General features: G+C 60.7%; 13 protein-coding genes. 9 read left to right on the plus strand and 4 right to left on the minus strand.

The window, feature by feature from the left end:
* Positions 1–414: 414 nt before the first annotated feature.
* Positions 415–810, minus strand: coding sequence for a DUF983 domain-containing protein (locus N2599_RS31195; RefSeq protein ID WP_027509232.1), 396 nt, complete (start codon positions 808–810; stop codon positions 415–417).
* Between the two features lie 143 nt (positions 811–953).
* Complete coding sequence (locus N2599_RS31200) at positions 954–2357, minus strand: aminotransferase-like domain-containing protein (RefSeq protein ID WP_027509231.1); 1404 nt, start codon at positions 2355–2357, stop codon at positions 954–956.
* Between the two features lie 368 nt (positions 2358–2725).
* Here N2599_RS31200 and N2599_RS31205 point away from each other — a divergent pair, with 368 nt between their 5' ends.
* The 9 genes from N2599_RS31205 to N2599_RS31245 are packed head-to-tail and all read left to right on the plus strand — an operon-like array spanning position 2726 to position 10457.
* Positions 2726–3208, plus strand: coding sequence for an MSMEG_0572/Sll0783 family nitrogen starvation response protein (locus N2599_RS31205; protein WP_027509230.1), 483 nt, complete (start codon positions 2726–2728; stop codon positions 3206–3208).
* 58 nt (positions 3209–3266) lie between these two features.
* Positions 3267–4313, plus strand: a complete 1047-nt coding sequence (locus N2599_RS31210) for a Nit6803 family nitrilase (RefSeq protein ID WP_027509229.1) — start codon at positions 3267–3269, stop codon at positions 4311–4313.
* Positions 4240–5358, plus strand: coding sequence for an MSMEG_0568 family radical SAM protein (locus N2599_RS31215; protein ID WP_027509228.1), 1119 nt, complete (start codon positions 4240–4242; stop codon positions 5356–5358). The genes N2599_RS31210 and N2599_RS31215 overlap by 74 nt, the downstream gene beginning before the upstream one ends.
* A complete protein-coding gene (locus tag N2599_RS31220) occupies positions 5355–5897 on the plus strand; it encodes an MSMEG_0567/Sll0786 family nitrogen starvation N-acetyltransferase (RefSeq protein ID WP_027509227.1) in 543 nt (180 codons plus the stop codon). The genes N2599_RS31215 and N2599_RS31220 overlap by 4 nt, the downstream gene beginning before the upstream one ends.
* 2 nt (positions 5898–5899) lie before the next feature.
* Entirely contained in the window at positions 5900–6874 is a 975-nt protein-coding gene (locus N2599_RS31225) for a sll0787 family AIR synthase-like protein (RefSeq protein ID WP_027509226.1), read from the plus strand.
* Positions 6871–8040, plus strand: coding sequence for an MSMEG_0565 family glycosyltransferase (locus N2599_RS31230; RefSeq protein ID WP_027509225.1), 1170 nt, complete (start codon positions 6871–6873; stop codon positions 8038–8040). Before N2599_RS31225 ends, N2599_RS31230 begins: the two co-directional genes overlap by 4 nt.
* A complete protein-coding gene (locus N2599_RS31235) occupies positions 8033–8320 on the plus strand; it encodes an MSMEG_0570 family nitrogen starvation response protein (protein WP_027509224.1) in 288 nt (95 codons plus the stop codon). The genes N2599_RS31230 and N2599_RS31235 overlap by 8 nt, the downstream gene beginning before the upstream one ends.
* Before the next feature lie 11 nt (positions 8321–8331).
* Positions 8332–9606 (plus strand): MSMEG_0569 family flavin-dependent oxidoreductase, encoded by a 1275-nt coding sequence (locus tag N2599_RS31240; RefSeq protein ID WP_027509223.1) that lies wholly within the window; start codon positions 8332–8334, stop codon positions 9604–9606.
* 2 nt (positions 9607–9608) lie between these two features.
* Entirely contained in the window at positions 9609–10457 is an 849-nt protein-coding gene (locus N2599_RS31245; protein ID WP_027509222.1) for a Pnap_2097 family protein, read from the plus strand.
* Positions 10458–10511: 54 nt separating this feature from the next.
* Here N2599_RS31245 and pcaD read toward each other — a convergent pair whose 3' ends face one another.
* Both pcaD and N2599_RS31255 read right to left on the minus strand, forming a co-directional pair.
* The gene (gene pcaD / locus N2599_RS31250) at positions 10512–11300 is read right to left on the minus strand and encodes a 3-oxoadipate enol-lactonase (protein WP_027509221.1); all 789 of its coding nucleotides are present in this window, start codon (positions 11298–11300) and stop codon (positions 10512–10514) included.
* Positions 11301–11422: 122 nt separating this feature from the next.
* Entirely contained in the window at positions 11423–12754 is a 1332-nt protein-coding gene (locus N2599_RS31255) for an MFS transporter (protein ID WP_027509220.1), read from the minus strand.
* Positions 12755–12781: the final 27 nt, after the last annotated feature.

Raw genomic sequence — 12781 nt, forward strand, 5'->3', positions numbered from 1 at the left:
TCGCTTCTCGACGAAGCCGCAAGGTCGCCGAGACGGAAGGCGTGGCGCTCTCGGCGCTGCGCACGGAAAGCTATTTTCAGGAACGCGCGGCCCGCGCCGACATCCCCAGATGTGCTCGACATTCTCAAGCGGGCTGGCAAGGGAAATCCGCCCGTCAAGGGCGATTAAATGCCGAACTGAACAGGCGAGCGACCCCGAATGACCCGTGAGGCTGCTCCACCGGCAGATGTTGGGCACCTGCGCTCCCACCAAGCCTTGTTTGCTTCCTGGCTCGCTGCCGGGCCTGAACCGGGCTGTCCCTCGATCATCACCTGCATCTCAGTGATCCGTTCTCTCAGCGGGCGCGGCCTCTTTGATGCCACCTCCTGTTTTCCGAGAAAGCGCTATACGACCCGTGGGTAGCGTGAACGGAACTTAAACCTTTTTCGGCGCGGGAGAGGTGCGGGCAAGCTTCCCTTCTTCCGCCTTGTAGAAATATTGGCTGGCAATCAGCCATCCCTTGAGAGGCCGCAAGGGCGGGATACAGGTGGCCAGCATAAATGGACCGGTGACCAGCAGATGGACCCACAAGGGCGCGCTGTACTGGACCTCGAGCCACACGCCGAGCAGGACACTGGGCACACAAGCGAAGCATATGACAAAAAATGCGGGACCATCTGCCGGATCGGCGAAACCGTAGTCGAGGCCACAGACTTCACATTCGGGCCGGATTTTTAGGAAGCCGTTGAAAATATGCCCCTGGCCGCAACGTGGGCATCGGCCTCTCGGCCCCGTTGTCGTTGGGGGGATTGGCGGCCACTCCATTTGCATGACGAATGCTCCCATATCTACGATCAATAGTGTTATTGACTGCATTCAATATAGATACATTTGCCTGATTGATGCGATACGACATAGTGCCGCAGAGCCCATCGCCCATGAACGAGAGCAAATTCGCTGATGCGAAGTCGAAACTAGAAGAAGGACGCCGCGAGTTCGGGCGGGCCTTCGAGTGCGTGCCCCATGAATTCCAGAGCACCCCGGAGCTTTTCGCGGTCGATCGGGCCGCCCAGGCAGACGCGCACCGCTTCTGGCGCCTGGCCTTCGACCGTGAAGGCGTCGCTGGCAACGACGCCAATGCCCGAGGCGCGCATATGGCTGCCGAAGGTCGACCGCGTCCAGCCATTCGTCAGCGGCAGCCAGATGTTGAAGCTGATGGGATCGCCGCGATAGCTACCGGCCGGAAGGATGGTTGCAACCATTTCCTGGCGTGCTGTTGCCTCCTTGCGGATGAATCGAAGGATGGTATCGGCTGTGCCATCCTCGATCCAACGCGTGGCAAGCGCCATGTTGAGCGGCGACGCCATGACATTGTTGGCACGCATGGCGCTCACGAAGGGCCAGATCGCCTTGGTATCTGGTGCAACGACATAGGCCAGCCGGAGACCGGCGCCGATGCATTTAGCCAAGCCACCGATATGCCAGGTGAGGTCCGGAGCCATTGCCGCAAGCGGCGGCGGCGCATGCAGCGGAATGAAGCCATAGGCGTCATCCTCGATGATCGGGACGTGATATTTGCGCGCCACTGCGCAGATCTCTTCGCGCCGCCGCTCCGGGATAGTCAGGGTCAGCGGGTTCTGCAGGGTCGGGTTGAGATAAAGCCCCTTGGGTCTCAATCTCTCGCAGGCTTCGGCAAAGGCGTCCGGCAGAATGCCGTCAACGTCCATCGGCAATCCCGAAAGATTGAGACGCAGCTGCGCCGCAATCGAGCGGATGCCCGGATAGGTGATGCTTTCCGACAGGATGGTTTCCCCGGGCTTCGCCAGCAGGCCGCAAATCGCCAGCAGCGCCGGGTGAGCGCCGGGTGTCACGAAAATACGCTCCTGGGAAGGGACAAGGCCGCGACGGCTGAGCCAGGCGGCGGCGGCCTCCTTGTCCATGCCCGAGCCGCCAAATCCCTGATAACGCAGAAGCGGGATAAGGCTGGAAGCCACCGCCGAGATACCCTCGCGCATCCGCGTGATCAATTCCGGATCGGTCGGCTCCGGCGGCATATTCATCGAAAGGTCGATCGCCGACATACGGCGCGGATCGGGGGCGGCGCCGGACGCAAAGCCCCGGCGCTCCTTGTCGGCCCCGCCGGTGACGAATGTGCCACGGCCGACGTGCGAATCCACCAGTCCGCGCTTCTGCGCCTCGGCATAGCCCCGCGCAACAGTCGTGAAATCGATATCCAGATGTTTCGCCAGTTCGCGCTGCGGCGGCAGACGATCACCGATGGCCAGATGACCGCTACGCAAATCCATCTCGATAAGGTCGGCAATAGCCATGTAGCGGGGGCTGCTGCTGCGGGTAAGGTCGGGTCGCCAGTCTTTCATCGTAATATCGCCATGTCCTTCTTCATCGACATTGACTGTATATTGTTGCAATCGCCCTCTGTCACGAAAAATGACACAAATTCCAGTGCCAATGGCGACAGATGCTCAACGTTATAGACATAGTTTGCCTTTCCATGAATGATTGATGGTCAATTGAATGCATTCATATTGAGCTTTCGTGCATTCTATTTTTGCGTCTGATCGCCCAGAAAATCAGCCGATAAAATTTCATCCTCATAATTGATCGCATAATTGAATGTATTTTTGCATTGTTTGACTGCCATTTGTGCAAAATCAATCTGGCACACAGCTTGCAATTGGATGGATGCTCCCCGGATGGGGATCGGATTTCAACCAAGGAGCCATCCATGCCCGCAGTGACCAAGCCAGCCAATCAAAAAGGCGACTTTCTTGTCGATTACGAGGAAAAGGTTTTTGAGGACGTACAGGCCGGCGACGGTGAAAAAGCCCTCGTCACTTTCCATACCGTGGCCTTCGAAGGATCGATCGGATTCGTCAACCTGCTGCAGGCGACGCGCCTGAGGCGGAAAGGTTTCGAGACCTCGATCCTTCTCTATGGCCCGGGCGTGACGCTCGGCGTCCAGCGCGGTTTTCCGACCCTCGGCGCGGAGGCTTTTCCCGGCCATCTGAATTTCAACAACCAGATCGTCAAGTTCATGGAAGAAGGTGGCAAGGTCTACGCCTGCCGTTTTGCCCTCCAGGCGCTTTACGGCCATGGCGAAGGTGCGCTGATCCCCGGCATCACGCCGATCAGTCCGCTCGACGTTCTCGACCTAGTCCTCATCCATCGCCGCGACGGCGCCTTCATCCTTGATACCTGGACCCTTTGATCCGCTGGGGCGGAGCACCCTGCTCCGCCCTCTCAATTCACTGACCGAGGATTTTGTTATGGAGAAAAAAACGAGCGTCCGGGTTGCCGCCGCACAGATCGCGCCGGATCTGACCTCGCGCGAGAAAACGCTCGCCCGCGTACTAGAAACGATCCGCGAGGCGGCTGCCAAGGGCGCCGAGCTGATCGTCTTTCCGGAAACTTTTGTCCCCTGGTATCCCTATTTTTCCTTTGTGCTGCCGCCTGTTCTCTCCGGCAAGGAGCATGTCCGGCTTTACGAGGAAGCCGTCATCGTTCCGAGTGCTGCCACCGATGCGGTCTCTGCAGCCGCCCGAGAGCACGGCATCGTCGTGGTGCTTGGCGTCAACGAGCGAGACCATGGATCGCTCTACAATGCCCAGCTGTTGTTCGATGCTGATGGCACGCTCATCCTCAAGCGCCGCAAAATCACCCCGACTTTTCACGAGCGGATGATCTGGGGCCAGGGAGACGCCTCCGGCCTGAAGGTGGTCGACAGCGCCGTCGGACGTCTTGGGGCGCTGGCCTGCTGGGAGCATTACAATCCTCTGGCCCGCTACGCCCTGATGGCGCAGCACGAGGACATCCATATCGCGCAGTTTCCGGGCTCCATGGTCGGGCCGATCTTCGCCGACCAGATGGAAGTCACCATTCGCCACCACGCGCTGGAAAGCGGCTGCTTCGTGGTCAATGCCACGGGTTGGCTGACCGACGAGCAGATCACTTCGATCACGCCGGATGCAGGCCTGCAGAAGGCCCTGCGCGGCGGCTGCATGACCGCAATCGTCTCGCCCGAAGGCAAGCATGTCGTGCCGCCGCTGACCGAAGGCGAAGGGCTGCTGATTGCAGATCTCGATATGAGCCTGATCGTCAAACGCAAGCGGATGATGGATTCGGTCGGCCATTATGCCCGCCCCGAACTGCTGCATCTCGTCATGGATGGCCGCGCCACGGCGCCGATGGTCGCCACCTCCCAACCATCCTTCACCTCAGCCGAAGCAAGGACCCTTTCCGATGGAGAATACGACACGTCTTCCGACCGAGATTCTGATCAACGAATTGCAGTCCTACGGAGCCCGGCTCGTTGATCCCAAGGTAGGCCACGAAAGCCGCCGCGGTGGCGCCGGACCGTCCGACCACAAGGCGCTGACCATCGACGGCATGACGGTGATGGTGCCGGTGCACACCGCACCCGCGTTTGAGAGCCCTTATTTGGTGGAGAAGCCGGATGATATGGGCCGCAGCCGCATCAGCCGGGATGGCACGGTGCTGGGCGAGGTTTCCTTTCCGCTGCGGCCGCGCTTCTACGAGCGCTCGACCGCCGACGGCATCCCCTATTCGCAGATCGCCGTGCTGCACGGCAAGGACGTGCTCGCCACGACCGTGCTACAGACCTGCATCCGCTATCAGAGCCGCACCAAGACCTGTCAGTTCTGTGCCATCGGCCAGTCGTTGGCGGCCGGCCGCACCATCGCCTACAAGACGCCCGAACAATTGGCGGAAGTCGCCAGGGCCGCCGTCGAACTGGATGGCGTCAAGCACATGGTGATGACCACCGGTACGCCGAAGGGCGACGACCGCGGTGCTGCCATCCTGGCCGACAGCGCCCGCGCCATCAAGGCGGCCGTCAACATTCCCATCCAGGCGCAATGCGAGCCGCCGGAAGACGACATCTGGTTCACGCGCATGAAGGAGGCCGGCGTCGATGCGCTGGGCATGCACCTGGAAGCCGTCACCCCGGAGGTCCGTGCTCGCATCATGCCTGGCAAGGCGCAGGTGTCGATCACCAAATACATGGCTTCGTTCAAGGCTGCCGTGGAGGTCTTCGGACGCGGCCAGGTCTCGACCTATATCCTGGCCGGCCTCGGCGACAGCCGCGAGGCTATTCTGGATATCTGCGAAAAGCTGGTCGCGATCGGCGTTTATCCCTTCGTCGTGCCCTTCGTGCCGATCTCAGGCACGCCGCTCGAAAGCCACCCTACCCCCAAGCCCGACGTCATGCATTCGATCCTCAGCCCGCTGTCCCGGATGCTGGTCGACAGCGGTCTGAAGGCCGTCGACATCAAGGCCGGCTGCGGCAAATGCGGCGCATGCTCGGCCCTTTCCACCTATGAAAGGATGCTGTCCAAATGATGCTCGAACCCTTTGCCCCGTATCGCTCCAGCGAATTCCAGGTGAAGTTCGCGACATCCGGTTGGGAGCGCAGCGAAGCGCATGCGCTGCGCCGCGCCGTGTTCTGCGAGGAACAGCAGATTTTCGAAGGCGACGACCGCGACGCGATCGACGATCACGCTATCCCAATCGTTGCCCTCTCCATGCTGGGCATTGCCGCCGACCAGCTAGTCGGCACGGTGCGTATTCACCAGGCCGAACCCGGCCTCTGGTGGGGCTCGCGGCTGGCGGTGCATCAGGATTTTCGCAAGATCGGCGCCTTGGGGGCGACCCTGATCAAGCTCGCCGTGTCGTCCGCCAATGCCATGGGATGCCACACGTTCCTTGCCAATGTGCAGTTGCAGAACAGCCTGCTGTTCCGCCGGTTACACTGGCACGTCATCGAGGAATTCGAGATCTATGGCAAACCGCATCTCAGGATGAAGGCCGATCTTGCCTGTTATCCGCCCTGCATCACACCCGAAGCCGGCTTCGTCGCCCTTCCCAGGAAGGCAGCGTGAGCATGGGCGCGATCGACATCAGCATACTGGCGGAAAGACTCTCGGCAAGCATCGGCATTGCTGCCAAGCAGGATATCGGCATGATCGCGGCAAGGCTCGGCCTGCAGGGGCAGCAGGATGCTGTCGGCGATGATTGCGCGGCGCTGCGCGACGGCGACGGCTACCTGCTCTTTGCCATCGAAGGGTTCATGAACGAGTTTGTCGCCGCCGATCCGTGGTTTGCCGGTTGGTGCGGCATCATGGTCAATATTTCCGACATCGTCGCTATGGGCGGGCGGCCGATCGCCGTGGTCGATGCCGTCTGGGCCGATGGCGAGGAGGGCGCGGTCCCCGTTCTGGAAGGCATGCGGGCGGCATCGGCCACCTTCGGCGTGCCGATCGTCGGCGGCCACACCAATATCCGCACCGATCGCGGCCAATTGTCGGTCGCCATTCTCGGCCGTGCCCATAAACTGCTCACGAGTTTCGATGCACGGCCGGGCGATGTGCTCGTCGCGGCCATCGACCATCGCGGCCGCTACCGTGAACCCTTCAACAACTGGGAAGCGGTCACCGATACCCCGCCCGTCCGCCTGCGCGGCGACCTCGAGTTACTGCCCGAGATAGCCGAGGCGGGGCTGGCGCTTTCCGCCAAGGACATCAGCCAGGGCGGCATCGTCGGCACGGCCATCATGCTGGCCGAATGTTCGCGTGTCGGCATCGATATCGACGTCTCCGCCATCCCACTGCCCGCCGGTGTTAGCCTCGATCGCTGGCTCGCCACCTTTCCGAGCTTCGGCTACCTGCTCGCCGTCGCACCGGAACATGTGGCCGATGTCGTCACCCGCTTCACCGCGCGCGGCATCAGCGCTGCGGTTATCGGCGCCGTCGTGGCTGGCGCCGAAGTCGCACTGGTCGATGGCAAGAGCCGCGCAGTTGTGCGCAATCATGCCGAAACACCACTGCTGCAGCTTGGCCGGCAGGAGGTTGCCGCATGAGCCTCCCCTCGCACCGAACCCTGCGCATTGCCATGCTGACCCATTCCACCAATCCGCGTGGCGGCGTGGTGCATGCCATGCAGCTCTCCGAAGCGCTAACGGCCTTGGGCCATGACGTGGTCCTGCATGCGCCTGACGCCAAGGGAACGGGCTTTTTCCGCACACCGTCTTGCGGCGTGGCCTGCATTGCCGTGCCGCCAGCGCCCACAGAGATGACGGCCATGGTCGAACAGCGGATGGCGGACTACGTCGACTATTTCCGCAGAACTGGAACCGGCGGCTTCGATCTCTTCCACGCCCATGACGGGATTTCCGGCAACGCGCTGGCGACCCTCAAGGCGGAAGGCCTGGTCACCCGCTTTGCCCGCACCGTCCACCATATCGATCAGTTCGCCGATCCGCGACTGATGGCGCTGCAGGACCGATCTATCGACAAAGCAGATGTGTTCTTCACCGTCAGCGCCCATTGGCAGAAGATCCTGCAAGACAGGCGCGGCATCACCTCGACTGTTGTTGGCAACGGCGTCGACATGGAGCGTTACGCACCCACCTGGAACGGCGAGCAGACCGCCCTTCGCGACCGGCTGAAATTGCATGCTGGACCGGTCTTTCTTTCGATCGGCGGCATCGAAGCGCGCAAGAACACGCTCGGCATCCTGGAAGCCTTCCGCCAATTGCGCGCGGTGCGGCCGGACGCCCAGCTGATAGTCGCCGGCGGTGCCTCGCTGCTGGATCACCGCGACTATCATGAGGAATTCCGCTCCGCCCTTGCAGCACTGCACGATCACGCCCAGGCCGTCCACATCATCGGCCCCGTGCCGGATGCGGACATGCCCAACCTCTACCGACTAGCCGATGCGCTGGTCTTTCCGTCCTTGAAAGAAGGCTTTGGCTTGGTGGTGCTGGAGGCGATGGCAAGCGGTATTCCCGTGATCGTCCCGTCCATCGCGCCCTTCACCGAATATCTCGGGACTGATGAGGCGATCTGGTGCGACCCGCACCATCCGGCTTCCGTTGCCGAGGCCATGGCTCTTGGCCTGATCCCGGAACTGCGCGACCGGCTGATCCAGCGGGGGCTCGAGGTTGCCACCCGGTTTAGCTGGCCACAGACCGCCGCGCAGCATCTGTCAACATACGCGACAATGATGGAGACCGCCCATGCCTGAAATGCGCTTCGTCATTGCTTGGCCCGATGGCCGCAAGGAGACCTGCTACTCGCCCTCCCTGGTGATCAAGGACTATTTCGCCGAGGGCCAAAACTATCCGCTGTCCGACTTTCTCGATCGCAGCCGCATCGCACTCACGATCGCCAGCGACAGGGTCAAGGCGAAATACGGCTATCCCTGTTCACTGGCGCTCGGCCAATTGTCGCGCATCGAACAGGCCGCCACTCCCTATCTCACCGACGCAGCGGCCGAAGTCCGCTGCGAAAGCTTCATCCTGTGAAAGGACCCACCATGACCATACCATCCCTCAAGAGCCACTACAGCGCGGTCGTCATCGGCGGTGGCCAGGCCGGGCTCTCGGCCTCTCACTATCTGAAGGGGCACGGCATTGATCACGTGGTTTTCGAAAAGAAGACCGTTGCGCATAAGTGGAAGAACGAACGCTGGGACGCCTTCTGCCTGGTGACACCGAACTGGCAATGCCAGCTTCCCGACCATCCCTATGACGGCCCGGATCCGCATGGCTTCATGGTCAAGGACGAGATCCTTGCTTATGTCGATCGCTTCGTGAAGAAGGTCGACGCCCCGGTCTTCGAGCAAACCAGCGTGACGTCGCTCCAAAAACATGGTCACCTCTTCCGGCTCGAGACCTCGGCCGGCGCGATGACCGCCGATGCCGTCGTGATCGCCACTAGCCTCTATGCCGATCCGGCCATTCCGCGCGCCGCCGAACGCCTGCCGGACGAGATCGTCCAGCTTCACACCGCCGCCTATCGCAATCCCAATCACCTGCCGGAGGGCGGCGTCATAGTCGTCGGCTCTGGTCAGTCCGGCTGCCAAATTGCCGAGGATCTGCATCTGGCCGGCCGAAAGGTGCACCTGGTCACTGGCAATGCGCCGCGCTGCGCCCGTTTTTATCGCGGTCGCGATGTTGTCGATTGGCTCGCCGATATCGGCCAATATGACATCAGCGTCGAGCATGACGGCATGATCAAGAAGAAGCACGACACCAACCATTACCTGACAGGACGCGACGGCGGCCGCGACATCGACCTGCGCAAGTTCGCGCTGGAGGGCATGGCGCTGTATGGCCGGATGTCCGGTGTCGCCGGCGGCAAGATGCTGTTCGAGTCGAACTTGAAGGCCAATCTCGACGGCGCCGACCGTGTCTACAACGGCATCAATGCCCTGATCGACCGGCATATCGCAGAGAAGAACATCAAGGCACCCGACGGTTCCGTCTATGAACCTGTATGGGAGCCCGAAACCGAGATAACCGATCTCGATTTGAAGGCAGCGGGCGTCACGTCCGTTATTTGGGCCACCGGCTTCAGCCCCGACTGGTCCTTCGTCGGCCTGCCGATCTTCGACGGCAACGCCTATCCGGTGCATCGCCGCGGCGTCACCGCCGTCGACGGTGTCTATGTGCTCGGGCTTCCCTGGCTGTGGACCTGGGGCTCGGGCCGGTTTCTCAGCGTCGGCAAGGATGCCGAGCATGTGGTCGGGCACCTCACGGCTCGACTTTCGGCACAGACATCATCTCTCAAGCAAGCGGTAAACGCCTGATCATGAACGCAGCCCTTCTCGATTTCCCTCCTGCAGGTCCTTTGCCACGCGACCTGATGGAACGTGCCCTTGATCCGCATATCCTTCTCGGCATGCCTCATTTGAACGGCTCCGGGCTGTCGGAAACCTGGCTGATGAAGGAACTCGGCCATCGTCACTGGCTGATGCTTGCGCGTCACCTCGGGATCGACAATGCAGACTTCAGAACGGCTGAAGGAGAAGAAGCCTACGCCGCAATCTGCGCAACCTCGCTTGCGGCTGCGCGCTTCGATACGGTGTGTGCAAACGACATTCTGACCATCCATTCGAGACTGTCCGCAGTATCGAGGACCCAGACGTCGACACGACACGAGTTATCTGTTTACGGCAGAAGCGTCGGCACGGTCGAATTAATCTCAACCTTCGTTCACAGGAGAATCAAAGGCAACAATCACTCGATAGCACGAGTGACGTTGCGTGGGGCGCAGGCGCAGCGGTTCGAGTTCAGCCCTCTGGCGCAGAATGCTGCAGATATCCGGAATGGGCGGCTCGGGACGCATTTCGGGTTTCCTGTCTTCGCTAACGAAGCGCTCCGAACCTTTAAATTTTATCCTAGCACCTCGCAAGAATTCAATGGCGCCGGACTATTTTACTTTGCCGAGTATCAGGCCCTGGTCGATCGCGCCTTAGAAAATTGGTTTCCCGGAAGGGGGCCGGTTGTTCAACGAGAGGTCTATTTCCTCGGCAATATCGAGAAAAATGAGAGCGTCTTCTTTGAACTGATTGAATGCTCTGTCGAAACGGCCACAATCTACGGGCTGCTCCGACGCCAGAATGGGAAAGTGATCGCTAGAATATTCAATACCTCCTAACGACAGCCGTATGTGTCCGCCCAAAGTCTCACATTGGACTGAGCAAATGGCTTGCTATCTATAGAACTCCAAAAGCGCAGCGTTGAACGCACATGCTGACTCGATATTGACGATGTGTCTCCCCCGCAATGACATATGCCGGCCATGCTGAACGTTATTGGCAATGTCTTCAAGATCTGAGGGCGGGCACACCGGGTCGTCATCTCCTGAAACGGCAAGCACGGGATTGACGATGCGTTGGAGGTCTTCGCGCAAGTCGGCCTGCCCGAGCGCTGCGCAACAGCCAATATATCCTTCGGCCGAGGTTGCGACAAAGGTGTCGAGTATCGTGGCAACAGTTGCAGGTGTGGCGGCATGGAAATAGGGGGTAAACCAGCGTTCTGCTGTTGCAGCAGCCAGCGTCGCAAGACCGTTCTCTCTTACGACGGCCATACGTGCTCCCCAGCTTTCTGTGGTGCCGATCTTGGCTGCAGTCGCACATAAAGCGATCTTGCCGAGGCGCTTTCCGACGTGAATGCCCAACCATTGCCCGGTCAGGCCGCCGATCGACAAACCGCAGAAATGCACCTGCTCTATGTTAAGCGCATCGAGCAGCGCAACTGCATCGCCACCAAGGTCTGACAACGCATAAGGCGCAGGAGTAGTGGAGGACATGCCATGGCCCCTCCTGTCGTACCGCAATATGCGAAAATGCCGCGACAATTCGGGTATCTGGCGATCCCACATATGGAGATCGGTGCCTAGCGAATTGCAGAACATCAACCAAGGTTTACCCTGATCGCCACGAGTGTCGCCGTCGATGCAGTAGTGCAGGCGGTGGCCGGGAAGATTCAGAAAAGCCATCTCGTATCTTCTCAATGTCGGAAGCCCAGCTCCCGCCGGCTTCGCTACTCAACGTTACCGCAATCGCGTAGGGCATCAGTTCACGGCGGCCGCGCGAAGCTGTCCGCACCCGCCGTGCTTCCTCATGCAGGGACGAGCTGCGCCTCGCTTGAACGGCGCGCATTGCTTATCGCGAACACCAGCATCGCCAGAGCCGAGACCGCCGCCGGGATGGAGAAGATCAGGAAGTTCTGCTGAAGCGGGAGTTCGTTTGCCAGAAGCGCTCCCCCAAGGGTCGGGCCGACAATCGCACCGATCCGGCCGACGCCTGAGGCCCAGCCCAGGCCGGTCGAGCGCACCGAGAGATTATAGAGCTGCGCCACGCTGGCATAGAGGAGGATCTGTGTGCCAATGGTCGTGGCGCCAGCAATAAACACTAGGAGAAACAGCAGTCCCGCCGGCGGGTTGAAGCCGATCATCGCGATCGACAGGGCCGCGACGACGAAGAAGCCGACGACGACCTTCGGCAAGCCCAGCCGGTCGCCGAGCCAGCCGCCGGCGATGGCACCGGCCATGCCGCCAAAGTTGAGCGAGAAAAGGCTGAGCAGGCTGGCCTTCTCGGCATAACCGGCTTCCTGCAGGACCTTCGGCAACCAGGATGACAGGAGGTAGACAAGCAGAAGGCAGCAGAAGAAAGACACCCAGAGCATGACCGTGCGCAAGGCGCGTTCATGGCGGAACAGTTCGGAAACGGATGCCGATGCACCCTTGGTCTCGGAGAAAACGAGAATGTCGGAACTGCCCAGCTCCAGGGCCGGATTGATCCTGGCATAGATCCGCCTCGCCTGCTCCTGCTTTCCCTGACGAATGAGGAATCCCAGCGATTCCGGCAGTTTCCACAGGATGAGCGGCAGCATAAGCAGCGGAACCGCGGCGACAAAGAACATCGGTTGCCAGCCATATTGCGGGATCATGCCGATGCCAAGTCCCGCCGCAACCATACCGCCGACCGAGTACCCGGAGAACATCAGCGCGACCATGGTCCCGCGAAGGCGTTTCGGCGCATATTCGTTCATCAGCGCTACGGCGTTCGGCATCAGCCCGCCGCAGCCGAGACCGGCAAAGAAACGAAAGACTTTGAACTCGCCCGGCGAACTCGCAAAGCCTGTGAGAAGAGTGGCTACGGTGAACAGCAGGAAGCTGATCGCGATGCCTTTCTTCCGACCGATCCTGTCCGCCAGCGGCCCAAAGATGAGGGCTCCGAACATCATTCCGAACAGCGCCCAGGCTTGCAGGGCGCCGGCTTGCGGCTTGGTAAGCCCCCACTCCGCGATCAGCGTCGGCAGCACGGTGCCCGCGACGAAGACGTCGTAGCCGTCGACGATCAGCAGCAGCGCGCAGAGCGCGACCACTGTCCACTGAAAGCTACCAAATGGGCTCCGGTCTATGGCTTCATTTACATCGATTGTGCGCATCATCGCTCCTCCTCGAGTCGTTACGCA

This window comes from Rhizobium sullae (genome assembly GCF_025200715.1).
GTDB lineage: Bacteria > Pseudomonadota > Alphaproteobacteria > Rhizobiales > Rhizobiaceae > Rhizobium > Rhizobium sullae.